Origin of the sequence: Gilliamella sp. ESL0250, from assembly GCF_013345045.1 — a bacterium.
Classification (GTDB): Bacteria; Pseudomonadota; Gammaproteobacteria; order Enterobacterales; family Orbaceae; genus Gilliamella; species Gilliamella apicola_H.
This window is the reverse complement of the sequence record NZ_JAAEDV010000010.1, coordinates 81,460-95,664: the sequence shown is the minus strand read 5'-3', so window position 1 is coordinate 95,664 and position 14,205 is coordinate 81,460. Positions and strand designations below refer to the sequence as shown.

Genomic DNA, 14,205 nt, shown 5'->3' with positions numbered 1-14,205 from the left:
TATTTATACTTGTTCATTTTCAATACTCTTCTTTAAAGAGGTGGAAAAATGATAATATTTTACATTCTTCAAAAAGGATTATTTGCCATTTGCAAAGTGAATCGAGTATAGAAATTTTATCAAATTATGGCATAAATCTAGCGATAATCCCACGATTGATGTACTATTTCTGCCATTATGTAATAAAGGGTAATAAATCAACATGACAACTCAACGCAAAATATTGGTGACTTGCGCACTGCCTTATGCCAATGGTGCAATTCACTTAGGTCATATGCTTGAACATATTCAAGCTGATGTATGGGTACGTTATCAACGTATGCGTGGTAATGAGATCTATTTTATTTGTGCCGACGATGCGCATGGCACACCAATTATGCTCAAAGCACAACAAATTGGCATTACGCCTGAACAGATGATTAGTGAAGTAAAAACTGAGCATCAGCGTGATTTTGCTGGATTTAATATTAGTTATGATAATTACCATTCAACCCATAGCTCAGAAAATCGTGAAATATCAGCACAAATTTATAAGCGTTTAAAAGCCAATGGTTATATTAAAACCAAAGTCATTTCACAGCTATTTGATCCTGAAAAACAGATGTTTTTACCTGATCGCTTTGTAAAAGGTACTTGCCCACGTTGTAAAGCCCCAGATCAATATGGCGATAACTGTGAAGTGTGTAGTGCAACTTACAATCCGATTGATTTAATTAATCCTAAGTCTGTGGTTTCGGGGGCAACGCCAATTTTAAAAGAGTCAGAACATTTCTTTTTTGATCTGCCGGCTTTTTCAATTATGTTACAAGAGTGGATTCGCTCAGGGACACTACAAGACCAAGTCGCTAATAAAATGCAAGAGTGGTTTGAATCAGGCTTACAGCCGTGGGATATTAGCCGTGATGCTCCTTATTTTGGTTTTGAAATCCCCGATGCGCCAGGTAAATATTTTTATGTCTGGTTAGATGCACCAATTGGTTATATGGGCTCTTTTTTAAACTACTGCAATACACAAAATAAACCAATTTTTGATGAGTTTTGGAATAAAGATTCAAGCACTGAGCTTTATCACTTTATTGGTAAAGATATTGTTTACTTTCATAGTTTATTTTGGCCGGCAATGCTAGAGGGTAGCGAACATCGCAAACCATCGAATATTTTTGTGCATGGTTATGTAACTGTTGACGGCGCAAAAATGTCTAAGTCGCGAGGTACTTTTATTCAAGCAAGTACCTATCTAAAACACTTAGATCCTGATTGCTTACGCTATTATTATGCCGCTAAGCTGTCACCACATATTGATGATATTGATTTAAATTTAGAAGACTTTGTTCAACGTGTAAATAGCGATTTAGTTAACAAAGTTGTTAATATTGCTTCACGTTCGGCTGGATTTATTTATAAACGCTTTGACGGCAAATTATCGGATAATGTAGCTGAACCAGCAATTTATGCGTATTTTGTTGAAAAATCTCAAATCATTGCTGATTATTTTGAGCAACGTGAATCAGGTAAGGCGATTCGTGAAATTATGGCACTTGCTGACGAAGCTAATCGTTATATTGACGAAAAAGCGCCATGGGTGGTTGCTAAACAAGAAGGGCAAGATCAAACATTGCAAGATATTTGCTCAATGGGTATTCACCTATTCCGTATTTTAATGACCTATTTAAAACCAATAGTGCCTTCATTAGCTGAGCGAACAGAAGCATTTTTAAATAGCAAATTAGAATGGAATACTATTGCTAATGCGTTAACTGGCCATAAGATAAATCAGTTTAAAGCCCTATTTAACCGTATTGATATGGATAAAATTACTGCCATGATTGAAGAAACAAAAGAACAAGTTGCCCTAGCAACACCAGCTAAAACAAATGTTGCCGAACCTATTGCCGATACGATTAATTTTGACGATTTTACCAAAGTTGATATGCGTGTTGCTTTAATTAAACATGCCTGTTTTGTTGAAGGATCCGATAAATTACTCCAGTTGACGCTTGATATTGGTGATGAAACTCGTAATGTGTTTTCAGGCATCAAGCAGTTTTATCCTGATCCAGAAGTACTAATTGGGCGTTTAACCATTATGATTGCTAACTTAGCCCCTCGTAAAATGCGCTTTGGTGTTTCAGAAGGTATGGTGCTTTGTGCCAGTGGTAAAGATGATGGTGACGGCGTGTATTTGTTATCGCCAGATAGTGGTGCTAAACCGGGAATGCGCATTTCGTAATTTTTATTCTCATCATGTAAAAAATACATCTTAACAAGTTAATATGCTTGTTAAGAAGTTTCAGAAAACTATACGTTTGAGTATAAAAAATGATATATCGATATATCTAAGTCCGCTATTTCTCGATATGACAAATAGATATTTTTTATGTGATATTTTAATAGTTCCGGTAGGTATTATATAAAATTTTGACCTAAAAATATTAGCAAGTGTAATGGATTTTTTTGATTATTTAAATAAGCATGGGGTTATTTACTCAGCACGTGATGGTATATTGTATATTTATGAAAGCTTGGATTTGGTTGGTGCGTCAGTCAGTGAATTATGCGACTATTTGACTGTAATGGGCGATTTTTATTGGCCTGATGGATCAGTTTATAAAATGCCTAAAAAATTAACTGTCTATGGTGATTTATATATATGTAATAATGCGATCACAGCTTTACCTGATGATTTAATGGTTGGAGGTGATTTAGATTTAAGCGAAACAGCCATTTCTCAATTGCCTAATAATCTTATTGTCGGTGGTGACTTAGGGCTTGGTTATACTCAAATAACCCGATTGCCAAATAACTTATCTGTCGGTGGTGATTTGAATTTAAGTCATACATTTGTCACTGAATTACCAGATGATCTGTTTGTTGGTGGTGAAATCGATAGATAAAATCCCGAAACGGGTAACGCCTAAAAATTTTATTATGAAAAATGGATATTTACACTTTGTTTTGTCTATTCAAATTTAAAAATACTAATGAATAGCTTTAAGTCTATAGATGAATTAATCATGAACCTCTATCTTTTAGATCAAGGTGAATGGATTTATGCAAACTTAGAATTGTGGAATAGTGATCCAAAACATACAGAGTTTTATTATATTCCATGGGATTATATTCAAGATTTAAATGATGATGAAATATATCTGGATGAAGAGGGTATGGAAATGCCTTTTATCGTTCAAGGATTAAATTTAAGAGGGTGGATGTTAGTTGGTTCATTAGACTATATAGCCCAAAATAAATCGAATTATGGACATGATGATAATTGGTTTATTGACGAAATAAATTATTATCGAGCAAATGATACATTTAGGATATAAGCTTACCTGTTTTATCGGAGCGTGTTACAAAATTCGCGTTTACTATATTTTTAATTAAAATAGCAGAATATGATTAACAAAGTTAAAGTTAGCAGGATATGTGATTTTTAAATATTAAATTATTAAATAACTGTTAAAAAGGCGATTTGCTCGCCTTTTTAACAGTTGTCATAAAAGAACCAATAGCTATTTTATCGTCACTAAAGTGCTCACTTCTTTACCTAACATATTGTTTAGATAAACTAAATCGTTAGCAGTTAAGGTTCCTACTGCATATTTTAATTGGAGTAAGCTAGTTAGATAATTATATTTTGCATCAGATAAATTTCGTTTAGAATTGTATAGCTGGGTTGTGGCATTTAATACGTCAACAATTGTTCGTGTTCCAACTTGATAACCTGAATTATTGGCTTCTAATGAACTTTGTGCAGAAACTACTGCTTGTTGATAAGCTTTGATTGCACTTATTGATGATGAAATATTGTTGTATGATGAACGTACTTGATTAATTACGCCACGATTGGTACTTTCTAGTTTTTCGCTGAAACTCACGTAATTTTGTTGTGCTTGTTCAACTTTAGATATTGTTGCACCACCCGAAAAGATAGGTAGATTTACACTGACACCAACATAGTTATTTCCTGAATAAGATTTACCACCATGTGCACCTGGCGCTATGTTATTACCATATCTATCAGTTTTATTTAAATTAGTTGATGCATCTACACTTGCTGTAGGCAGATGGCCTGCTTGTGAAAGTCTGATCTGTTCACGTGCGATGTCTCGATTTAATTTCATTGTTAATAAATTAAGATTAGATGCTTCGGATTGCTTTAACAATGTACTGATTTGCGTTGGTTTTTCCGTTCTAAAAGTGTTGGTGTTAACGCTTGCTAAATTAGAATAAAAACGACCACTGACTTGACGTAAATCTTCGATGGCATTGTTTAGTTCATTTAATGCGTTAACTTGTTGTGCAACAGTTAGGTCATAGTTAGCTTGGGCATTTTGTACATCAGTAATGGCGACTAAACCAACTTGATGTTGTTGACGAGTTTGTTCTAACTGACGTCCAATGGCTTTTTTCTGGGCATCAATAAAGCTCAATGCATCCAGTGCTTTTAGTACATTAAAATAAGCAACAGAAGTATTTAAGATTAATGTTTGACCTTGGTATTGATAAGCAATATCGGCAACACTTGCTTGTTTTTTAGTAATATCTAAGGCTTTCCAATTTGAGAAATTAAAAATGCTTTGAGAAGCCGTTACTTGGTATAAATTGCCACTTTTGGATTTTATACCACTCGTATCACGTCGACCATGAGTTACACCGTAAGAAGCACTTAAACCAACTTGCGGTAGTAAACTCGCTCGAGAACCTGAAATTGCCGCGTATGCTTTATTTTTTTCAGCTAATGAACTGCGCAGATCTGGGTTGGTTTCTTTTGCTTGTTCATAAACTTGAATTAAATTTTCAGCAAAGACAGATTGACTTAATGCTAAGCCAATTAAAAAGGTTAAAGTTTTTTTCATTAATCTTCTCTTTAAAAATCATTAAAATATAGTAGTATTTTTAATGGCATAATTTTAACAGATAATTAGTATATAGTAAGCATAGTTTGCATGCCATTCGCACTTTTTATTCAAATTCATTTTAAAATCGAGAATATATATGAAAATTAAAAATAATCCGGTACATTTTGACAAAAATGATGTATTTAATCTAACTAAACGAATCTTGTATAAAGGTTTTTTTTCTTTGTTTGAATATCGTTTTCAATATCGCAAATTTGATGGTTCAATGAGCGAGGTTGTAACACGCGAAATTTTAGAACGTGGACATGCAGTTGTGCTTTTAGCATATGATGCAAAACGTGATGAAGTTGTGCTAATTGAACAAATTCGGATTGCCGCTATTGAAACGCAAGATAGTCCTTGGATGCTAGAACTCATTGCAGGCATGATAGATCATGAAAATGAATCATTTGAAGAAGTAGCAAAACGTGAAGCAATGGAGGAAGCTGGAGTCGTTATTGGTCGATGTAAACCTATCATCAGTTATTTAGCATCACCCGGTGGGTTAACAGAACAATTGCATATTTTAGTGGGTGAAGTCGATTCATCAACAGCCAAAGGTATTCATGGTCTTGCTGAAGAAAGCGAAGATATTAAAGTTCATGTTGTTGGTCGCAATCAAGCTTATCAATGGATGAAAGATGGAGTGATTAACAATGCTGCATCAATTATTGCGCTTCAATGGCTAGAACTTAATTATCAATTATTAAAAAAAGAGTGGGAATAACTTTTTTAGTATTCAAATTTAATTATTTCTTTCATAAAAGTGTGAACTGTTTTACACTTTTGTATAACACTAAGATTTATAATAAAAATTATGTTGCCTGTCACAATGCCTATTTTGTTGCTGACACTATTAACCATAATTATAGATTGATAAGTAATTGGAGTGAATTTTGAGGTCATTGTTAAAACTTCCAATTCGTAATAAAAATTACGGTAAAATATTGCATATAACTGATACTCATCTTTTTGCTGATGAAGATGGTTCATTGCTTGGTATTAATTCCAATGCAAGTTTTTTAGCAGTTATCAATGAAATTGGACGTAATAATAAGCAGTTTGATTTGATTGTGGCAACAGGTGACTTTGTACAAGATGGTTCTAAAAAAGCTTATGCCCGTTTTGCCGAGCAAATAAACAAGTTTAATACGCCTTGTGTGTGGTTAGCTGGCAACCATGATAACTATGCTAGTATGCAAGATGTGTTTGCAAATTATCAGCTGGCTGATAATAAAATAGTGTTATTGGGGGATAACTGGCTGGTTGTTTTATTAAACAGCCAAGTTATTGGTCAAGCATATGGATTTTTACCAGAAGCTGAACTTGAATTTTTACAAAATGCTTTAACTGAGCATTTTGCTCGAAATGCATTAGTTTTTTTACACCATCATCCAATTAATTCTGGATGTCATTGGTTAGATCACCATATTTTAAAAAATAGTGATCAACTCGAGCAAATTATTCAAAAAAATGTTAATGTAAAGGGAATAGGTTGGGGACACATTCATCAAAAACAAGATTATGTTTGGCATCATTGTCACGCATTTTCAACTCCTTCAACGTGTTTTCAATTTAAACCTGAATGTTATGATTTTCGAGTATCTAGTGATGATGCGCCAGGTTGGCGAGAAATCACACTTAATGTTGATGGTTCTATCGAGAGCGAAGTTTATCGTTTAGCGGATAATCAGTTTTTACCCGATGTTTCTCAAAGTGGTTATTAACAACTAGTAATAATAGCTGAGAGCTTAAAATTAACTTAAAAATCATAGCAAAGGAGCAAAACAGTAAAATAGTCGTTCAACAATGCGTTGCCAAATTGGGCGTTGGTTCCATTTTTCAGTACTTATTTTATCTGAATGAGATAAATATTTTTGTAAGAGAATTGATAGTGACTGAGCAAATTCTGCATCATCAATTACAGTTGTAATTTCAAAATTAAGCCATAAGCTGCGCATATCTAAATTTACAGTGCCAACAAGGCTTAATTGATTATCGATTAAAACACTTTTGGTATGTAATAAGTTGTCTTTGAATTGATAAAGTTTGACACCACCGTTTAATAACTCTGAAAAGAAAGCCCGGCTTGCCCATTTTACCATTAGTGAATCAATATTTTTGGGAATAATGATGATGACTTCAACACCTCGCTGAGTTGCGGTGCATACAGCGTGTAAAATATCATCAGTCGGTACTAAATAAGGTGTAGTAAAAATAATTTGTTCTTGCGCTGAATAAATTGCCGTTAATAATACTTGGTGTATCATGCTTTCCATATAGCCAGGACCTGATGCGATTAATTGCATAATGTGTTTTTTATCTTCTGGTGGTTCGGCAAAATCAGTGATTTGTGGTAGGGCTAAATATTTGCCTGTTTCTAGCTGCCAATCGCAGGCATATATAGCGCCCATAAGTGTTGTAACTGGACCACTTACTCTAACCATGATATCAACCCATTCGCCAACATGTTTATTTTGTTTAAAAAAACGTGGATCGACAATATTCATGCTGCCAGTATAAGTGATATAGTTATCGATAATAGCTACTTTGCGGTGTTGACGTAAGTCCAGACGTCGAAACATAAATCGAAGCAAGTTGACTTGTAAAGCTTCAATAATGGTAATACCAGCATCACGCATTCTTTTACTTGCGTTGGACTTAATAAAATGTCGGCTACCAGCAGAATCAACCATTAATCGACAAGTTACGCCTCGTTTAGTTGCTTGAATGAGTGCTTGCTCGACATCATCAGCCCGACCGCCTTCATTCCAGATATAAAATACCATTTCAATATTGGACGTTGCTCGATTGATATCATCAATTAAGCGGTCGAAAATGACGTTTGTTTCACTCAATAGCTCAATATGATTACCATTAATTCCATCAAACCCTGTTTGGTGTTTACAAAGCTGGAAAATCGGCTTGCTGACTTGGCTTACGTTTTTAGTGAAGATATCTGGAAAGTCACTTAGTCGGTTAATAAACTTAGAAATCGTTGGACGCATTTTTTGCGCTCGCTTAGCGCGTTGCTGCCCTAAGTGAGCTTCACCCAGTGTAAAATAAAGGAACACACCAACAAGTGGTAAGATATAAATGACTAACATCCATGCAATAACATAAGTCGTTGGTCTTCGTTTGAAGACAATTCGTAATGTTGTTGAAACAATAATCAGCCAATAAACAAGGAAGATCAAAGTACTGATTAAAGCATGAAATGAGGTAAATTGCATATTTACTTAGCTATGAATTAGATTCAGTTTAGCTATTGGATCTTTAGTACAATCATAATGTTGAAAAACCTCAGGTAATGGTTTTGGGTTATTATGTTTATCTACTGAAACATAAGTGAATACAGCATCTGTTATGCAAAAACGTTGTGTAGTGTCAGATGTATCAATGACTTTTTTAACCCAAACTTCAATACCTATCGTGATTGATGTTTTTCCTGTTTTGATGCAATGTGCATAACAACAAACAACATCACCTACCATTGCTGGTTTGTAAAATGTAATGCTACTAGCATTAACTGTTACAACCCGATTTCTTGCGATCTCTTTTGATAAAATACCACCAGCAAGATCCATTTGAGACATGATCCACCCACCAAAAATGTGTCCGTGAGGATTGGTATCAGCCGGCATGGCAAGCGTTCTAAGCACTAATTGACCTTTAGGGGTTGTATCTTGTGTCATGCTAAAATACTCCGTTTGTTATAACTTATTGTTTATTATCTATATCTTTATTCATATTTTTGTAAATATAAATACCTGATATTAACGATAATAGTAACGATGCGCCAGGTAAAATAAATACTTTAAATATCCAAAAGAAATCGTCCGTCGTGTAATAGGTTGCACCTAAACTAATGGCGCCACATAATATAAAAAAGAAGATCCATAATAAATTTAGTTTATTCCAAATAGCAGTATCAAGCTGTATTTCTTTGCCTAGCATTTTTTGAAGTAGGTTTTTTTTGAAAAAGTATTGGCTAATTAATAAGGCTGTGGCAAATAAAAAATTAATAATAGTGACTTTCCATTTGATTATATTCGGGTCACGCAAATAAAGTGTAAATCCACCGAAAACCATGATCATTAGATAAGAGATCAATTCTACTTTATCTATTTTTCTATATAGAATAAGAATGAGAAGAAAGCATACTGTTGCGGCGATCATCAATGCTTGAACGCCAACAAAGACATCATACATGGTTAGAAAAACAAAAAAGAACACCAGAGGAATAAAGTTTAAAAGCTGTTTCATTTGATTGTTAACCTAATAAAAAGGTAAGTTGTCATATTTAAAAATAAGTAAAAAGCCTATTGGAATAGGCTTATTTTTTGTGATGAAGTTCAGGATGCGCTTTACAGTTGCCAGATTGACAATGCCCATAAAGATATAAACTGTGAAAAGTCAATTTTACACCATATTGTTCGGCGATTTCTTTTTGTCTCGCATTAATAATATCATCGCGAAACTCAAATACTTCGCCACAATCTAAACAAATTAAATGATCGTGATGTTGCTGTGTAGCTAGTTCGAAAACTGCTTTGCCACCCTCAAAGTTATGGCGAGTAACAATTCCTGCATCGTCAAATTGATTCAAAACACGATAAACGGTTGCAAGCCCGATTTCTTCACCCATATCAAGTAGTTTTTTATAAAGATCTTCTACTGTAATATGTTGACATGAAGGATCTCGTAATAACTCTAAAATCTTTAATCGAGGTAGTGTAACCTTTAAACCAGCGCTTTTGAGTGCCGCATTATTATCATGATTTGTCATATTACTTCCCATTAGTGATGAATAATTACCTATTATAGGAACTATATACGGTAAATAAAAGAAATCATTTTAATAGATTAAATTTTCATTTCGGTTTTAACTTGGTTCACCCAATTGTTGATTCTCTGTTCAGTTAATTCTGGTTGACGATCTTCGTCAATTGCTAAACCAACGAAATGTGTGTCGTCAACTAAACTTTTTGACGCTTCAAAACTATAACCTTCAGTTGACCAATGCCCAACAATTTTGGCACCTTTAGGCTCAATAATATCGCGAAGTGTTCCCATGGCATCACAAAAATATTCGGCATAGTCTTCTTGATCGCCACAACCAAAAATCGCCACGGTTTTACCACTAAAATTTATTTTTTCTAAATTGGGGAAAAAGTCGTCCCAGTCTGCTTGAGACTCACCATAGTACCAAGTTGGAATACCAAAAAATAGGTAATTGTATTGTTCAATGTTCTCTTTAGAGGCTTTTGCAATGTCGAAAAGTTCAGCTTTGTCACTACCCAAAATGAGTTGGATTTGCTTTGCTACATTTTCTGTATTACCTGTGTCACTACCAAAAAAAATACCAACTTGTTTCATATTTGTACCTTTACTATTTACCTTATTAAATATTTTAGGAGTATATCATTGTCATCTATTATCAGCAATCGTTCTAAATTGCACAGAACATAAGTTATTATTTGCTATACAATTTATTCATCTTGCATTAGAATTACTACCTGTTTTCATATTAACATTGGCTATGGAATTTCTTTATGAATTTGCATGAATATCAATCTAAATATCTTTTTAAGCAATATAATTTACCCGTGCCAGAAGGGTACGTTTGTAACTCAATTGGTGAAATACAAGATATATTAGCTCAATTACCTTCAGGTTCTTGGGTTGCTAAATGTCAAGTTCATGCAGGCGGGAGAGGTAAAGCCGGTGGCGTTATATGTACTCAAAATTATGATGAAATAAAGCAATTTGCTGAAAATTGGTTGGGGCAATACCTTGTTACTTATCAAACCACCGATAAAGGTCAGCCAGTTAATAAGATTTTAATTGAAAAGGCGTCTAATATTCACAAAGAACTGTATTTAGGGGCGGTGGTCGATCGCAGTTCGAAGCGTATTGTGATTATGGCATCGACAGAGGGGGGGGTTGATATAGAAAGCGTTGCCGAAAAATCACCACACTTAATTTATAAAACCTCACTTGATCCTTTAACCGGTCCTTGTGCTTATCAAGGTCGTGAACTTGCGTTTAAATTGGGGTTAACAGGAAAATTAGTTAATCAGTTTACAAAATTATTTGTTAATTTAGCAAAACTCTTTTTAGAAAATGATGTTTCACTAGCTGAAATCAATCCGTTAGTGATTACTGATTCAGAAGAACTCATTTGTTTAGATGCAAAAGTTGTTTTAGACGATAACGCGCTTTTTAGGCATCCTAATTTAACTATTTTAAGAGATACAACTCAAGAGGATGAGCGTGAGTCAATTGCTGCAAAACAAGGTATTAGCTATGTATCATTAAATGGCAATATTGGCTGTATGGTTAATGGCGCAGGTCTTGCGATGGCAACTATGGATATTATTAAACTATATGGTGGTGAACCAGCCAACTTTTTGGATGTCGGTGGAGGTACAACGAAAGAACGCGTTGCTGAAGCATTTAAGTTAATATTATCTGATACAAATGTGAAAGCGATTTTGGTTAATATTTTTGGTGGCATTGTTCGTTGTGATTTAATTGCCGATGGCGTTATTAGTGCAATTAAAGAAATAGGCCTGACTGTTCCCGTTGTTGTCCGTCTTGAAGGTAATAATGCTCCGCTTGCTCGAGAAATTTTAGCGAAAAGTAAATTAAATGTTATTACTGCAGAAAGTTTAACCGATGCGGCCCAAAAAATTGTCGCTGTTGCTTAATGATAGGGTGCGTGGAGAATAGTTATTATGTCAATTTTAGTTAATAAAGAAACCAAAGTTATCTGCCAAGGATTCACTGGGAGTCAAGGATCTTTCCATTCACAGCAAGCACTTGATTATGGTACCAAGTTAGTCGGTGGCGTAACGCCAGGCAAAGGTGGTACAATTCATTTAGGTTTACCCGTTTTTAATACAGTTAAAGAAGCGGTTGAAGCAACAGGTGCAACAGCAAGTGTCATTTATGTGCCAGCAGCCTTTGGTAAAGATTCGATTTTAGAAGCAATTGATGCAGGTATTAAACTCATTGTTTGTATTACTGAAGGTATCCCAACTCTAGATATGCTTGTTGTTAAAGAAAAATTACAGTTAAATGATGTTGTAATGATTGGACCGAACTGTCCGGGAATTATTGTCCCTGATGAATGTAAAATAGGTATTATGCCAGGTCATATCCATCGTGCAGGAAAGGTAGGAATTGTTTCTCGTTCCGGTACCTTAACTTATGAAGCGGTTAAACAAACAACCGATATCGGTTTAGGGCAATCTGTGTGTGTGGGCATCGGCGGTGATCCTATTCCAGGTAGCGATTTTATTTCTATTTTAGCGTTACTTGAACAAGATCCTAAAACTGAAGTTATTGTGATGATCGGCGAGATTGGTGGGAGTGCCGAAGAAGAAGCTGCTGAATATGTTAAAAAGCACGTAACTAAACCTGTGATTGCTTATATTGCGGGTATTTCTGCCCCATCAGGCAAACGCATGGGGCATGCAGGAGCCATTATTTCGGGTAATAAAGGCACCGCGGTGGAAAAATCTAAAGCATTGCAATCGGCAGGTATTACAGTTGTAACAAGTCTTGCCGAAATCGGCGATGCTGTAAAAAAACAAATTGCGATATAGTTTTTTTGATGTATATCAATTATTATTTTGTAATTATCTGTGTATAATGTTCATCAATAACGTAAAAAATTTGTGAGCATTTAAGATTTAGGGAGCGTTTATGTTAGATATAGTAGAAATTTCACGTCTCCAGTTTGCACTCACTGCAATGTATCATTTTATTTTTGTACCATTAACGCTGGGTTTAGCGTTTATGCTAGCAATTATGGAAACGGTATACGTTGTTAGTGGCAAGCAAGTTTGGAAAGATATGACAAAATTCTGGGGTAAGCTGTTTGCTATCAACTTCGCCGTTGGGGTCGCAACTGGCTTGACCATGGAATTTCAATTTGGTACTAACTGGTCTTATTATTCACATTATGTGGGTGATATTTTTGGTGCGCCATTAGCCATTGAAGGTTTAATGGCATTTTTCTTAGAATCAACCATGGTAGGTTTGTTCTTTTTTGGTTGGGATAGATTAAGCCGTGGTAAACATTTAATGGTAACTTGGTGTGTTGCATTTGGTTCTAATCTTTCAGCACTTTGGATCTTAGTTGCTAATGGTTGGATGCAATTCCCAGTGGGATCTGAATTTAACCCAATTAATTCACGCATGGAAATGGCGAACTTTTTTGAGTTGATTACTAACACCGTTGCTCAATATAAATTTGTTCATACCGTTGCTGCTGGTTATTTGACCGGTGCGATCTTTGTATTAAGCATCAGCTCTTATTATTTACTAAAAAAACGGGATGTCGGATTTGCAAAACGTTCTTTTGCTGTAGCTGCTCCCTTTGGTCTTATCATGTCAATTGCAGTAGCTATTATGGGCGATGAAGCGGGGCACGAACTGACAACTGTCCAACCTGCTAAACTTGCTGCCATTGAAGCTGAATGGGAAACTCAACCTGCACCTGCATCATTCAATGCTATTGCCTTTCCATCACAAAAGAATAAAGAAAATTTATTTGCAATAGAAATTCCTTATGCAATGGGCATAATGGCCACGCGTTCATTGGACACGCAAGTAACAGGTTTAAAAGATATATTAGCGAATAACGAAACGAGGATTCGTAAAGGTATTTTAGCTTATACAAATTTAGAAAAAATCCAACAAGGTAATCAAGATCCTGACGTCCTTAAAGCATTCGAGGATAATAAAGCTGATTTAGGCTATGGTTATCTGGTCAAACGCTTTACTGATCGTGATAATCTAACTATTCCTCAAGCGACTGAAGAACATATTAAAGCTGCGACAGAGGACTCAATTCCTACAGTATGGCCACTATTTTGGGCGTTTAGAGTCATGGTTGGTTTAGGTCTGCTAATGATTCTTGGTACGGGGTTTGCATTATGGGTAACTTATAAAAATAAAATTGGTGAAAAACGTTGGTTACATCGTTTATTAGTCCTATTTTTACCGTTCCCATGGTTAGCTTGTGAATCTGGTTGGTTTGTTGCAGAATATGGACGTCAACCTTGGGCGATTCAAGATATTTTACCGACTGGAGTGGCCAATTCATCATTAACAGCGGGTGAAGTGTTATTCACTATGGTACTTATTTGTGGGCTTTATACATTGTTCTTAGTTGCTGAATTATTCTTAATGTTTAAGTTTGCTCGCTTAGGACCAAGTTCGTTAGGGACGGGCAACTATCATTATGAAAAAACACAACCGATAACAAAATAGGGCATAGGGAGTATACACA

At 35.1% G+C, this 14,205-nt stretch carries 14 protein-coding genes; 8 read left to right on the top strand and 6 right to left on the bottom strand.

The genetic code is table 11. The features are described 5' to 3' along the window. Window positions 1–202 precede the first annotated feature (202 nt). The 3 genes from metG (at window position 203) to GYY69_RS08945 (ending at window position 3,326) form a co-directional block, all read left to right on the top strand. Window positions 203–2,230, top strand: coding sequence for a methionine--tRNA ligase (gene metG / locus GYY69_RS08955; protein WP_174797363.1), 2,028 nt, complete (start codon window positions 203–205; stop codon window positions 2,228–2,230). Between the two features lie 214 nt (window positions 2,231–2,444). Next, complete coding sequence (locus GYY69_RS08950) at window positions 2,445–2,894, top strand: hypothetical protein (protein WP_174797362.1); 450 nt, start codon at window positions 2,445–2,447, stop codon at window positions 2,892–2,894. 87 nt (window positions 2,895–2,981) lie between these two features. Continuing rightward, complete coding sequence (locus GYY69_RS08945; protein ID WP_174797361.1) at window positions 2,982–3,326, top strand: hypothetical protein; 345 nt, start codon at window positions 2,982–2,984, stop codon at window positions 3,324–3,326. 186 nt (window positions 3,327–3,512) lie between these two features. Here GYY69_RS08945 and tolC read toward each other — a convergent pair whose 3' ends face one another. Next, window positions 3,513–4,859 (bottom strand): outer membrane channel protein TolC, encoded by a 1,347-nt coding sequence (tolC, locus tag GYY69_RS08940; RefSeq protein WP_174797360.1) that lies wholly within the window; start codon window positions 4,857–4,859, stop codon window positions 3,513–3,515. Window positions 4,860–4,998: 139 nt separating this feature from the next. On the opposite strand from tolC, the gene nudF reads away from it, so the two are divergent. Both nudF and cpdA read left to right on the top strand, forming a co-directional pair. After that, entirely contained in the window at window positions 4,999–5,628 is a 630-nt protein-coding gene (nudF, locus tag GYY69_RS08935) for an ADP-ribose diphosphatase (RefSeq protein ID WP_174797359.1), read from the top strand. A 169-nt stretch (window positions 5,629–5,797) separates the two neighbouring features. Then, window positions 5,798–6,628 carry a 3',5'-cyclic-AMP phosphodiesterase gene (gene cpdA, locus GYY69_RS08930; RefSeq protein WP_174797358.1) on the top strand — a complete coding sequence of 277 codons (831 nt, stop codon included), beginning with the start codon at window positions 5,798–5,800 and terminating at the stop codon, window positions 6,626–6,628. A gap of 42 nt (window positions 6,629–6,670) precedes the next feature. Here cpdA and cls read toward each other — a convergent pair whose 3' ends face one another. From cls to fldA, 5 genes are all read right to left on the bottom strand, one after another. Further along, entirely contained in the window at window positions 6,671–8,134 is a 1,464-nt protein-coding gene (gene cls, locus GYY69_RS08925) for a cardiolipin synthase (RefSeq protein ID WP_174797357.1), read from the bottom strand. 6 nt (window positions 8,135–8,140) lie between these two features. Further along, window positions 8,141–8,596, bottom strand: a complete 456-nt coding sequence (gene yciA / locus GYY69_RS08920; RefSeq protein ID WP_065637352.1) for an acyl-CoA thioester hydrolase YciA — start codon at window positions 8,594–8,596, stop codon at window positions 8,141–8,143. 25 nt (window positions 8,597–8,621) lie between these two features. After that, complete coding sequence (locus GYY69_RS08915; RefSeq protein WP_174797356.1) at window positions 8,622–9,167, bottom strand: inner membrane-spanning protein YciB; 546 nt, start codon at window positions 9,165–9,167, stop codon at window positions 8,622–8,624. Window positions 9,168–9,237: 70 nt separating this feature from the next. Continuing rightward, entirely contained in the window at window positions 9,238–9,690 is a 453-nt protein-coding gene (gene fur / locus GYY69_RS08910; RefSeq protein WP_065637350.1) for a ferric iron uptake transcriptional regulator, read from the bottom strand. A gap of 77 nt (window positions 9,691–9,767) precedes the next feature. Further along, a complete protein-coding gene (gene fldA / locus GYY69_RS08905; protein WP_174797355.1) occupies window positions 9,768–10,280 on the bottom strand; it encodes a flavodoxin FldA in 513 nt (170 codons plus the stop codon). A 176-nt stretch (window positions 10,281–10,456) separates the two neighbouring features. Here fldA and sucC point away from each other — a divergent pair, with 176 nt between their 5' ends. From sucC to GYY69_RS08890, 3 genes are all read left to right on the top strand, one after another. Then, complete coding sequence (gene sucC, locus GYY69_RS08900; protein WP_174797354.1) at window positions 10,457–11,614, top strand: ADP-forming succinate--CoA ligase subunit beta; 1,158 nt, start codon at window positions 10,457–10,459, stop codon at window positions 11,612–11,614. Between the two features lie 27 nt (window positions 11,615–11,641). After that, the gene (gene sucD, locus GYY69_RS08895) at window positions 11,642–12,514 is read left to right on the top strand and encodes a succinate--CoA ligase subunit alpha (protein WP_174797353.1); all 873 of its coding nucleotides are present in this window, start codon (window positions 11,642–11,644) and stop codon (window positions 12,512–12,514) included. 100 nt (window positions 12,515–12,614) lie between these two features. Further along, entirely contained in the window at window positions 12,615–14,186 is a 1,572-nt protein-coding gene (locus tag GYY69_RS08890; protein ID WP_174797352.1) for a cytochrome ubiquinol oxidase subunit I, read from the top strand. The last annotated feature ends 19 nt before the right edge of the window (window positions 14,187–14,205 follow it).

Coding starts and splice junctions, on each gene's coding strand:
- metG (WP_174797363.1), top strand. CDS start 203: ATGACAACTCAACGCAAAATATTGGTGACTTGCGCACTGCCTTATGCC.
- GYY69_RS08950 (WP_174797362.1), top strand. CDS start 2,445: ATGGATTTTTTTGATTATTTAAATAAGCATGGGGTTATTTACTCAGCA.
- GYY69_RS08945 (WP_174797361.1), top strand. CDS start 2,982: ATGAATAGCTTTAAGTCTATAGATGAATTAATCATGAACCTCTATCTT.
- tolC (WP_174797360.1), bottom strand. CDS start 4,859: ATGAAAAAAACTTTAACCTTTTTAATTGGCTTAGCATTAAGTCAATCT.
- nudF (WP_174797359.1), top strand. CDS start 4,999: ATGAAAATTAAAAATAATCCGGTACATTTTGACAAAAATGATGTATTT.
- cls (WP_174797357.1), bottom strand. CDS start 8,134: ATGCAATTTACCTCATTTCATGCTTTAATCAGTACTTTGATCTTCCTT.
- yciA (WP_065637352.1), bottom strand. CDS start 8,596: ATGACACAAGATACAACCCCTAAAGGTCAATTAGTGCTTAGAACGCTT.
- GYY69_RS08915 (WP_174797356.1), bottom strand. CDS start 9,167: ATGAAACAGCTTTTAAACTTTATTCCTCTGGTGTTCTTTTTTGTTTTT.
- fur (WP_065637350.1), bottom strand. CDS start 9,690: ATGACAAATCATGATAATAATGCGGCACTCAAAAGCGCTGGTTTAAAG.
- fldA (WP_174797355.1), bottom strand. CDS start 10,280: ATGAAACAAGTTGGTATTTTTTTTGGTAGTGACACAGGTAATACAGAA.
- sucC (WP_174797354.1), top strand. CDS start 10,457: ATGAATTTGCATGAATATCAATCTAAATATCTTTTTAAGCAATATAAT.
- sucD (WP_174797353.1), top strand. CDS start 11,642: ATGTCAATTTTAGTTAATAAAGAAACCAAAGTTATCTGCCAAGGATTC.
- GYY69_RS08890 (WP_174797352.1), top strand. CDS start 12,615: ATGTTAGATATAGTAGAAATTTCACGTCTCCAGTTTGCACTCACTGCA.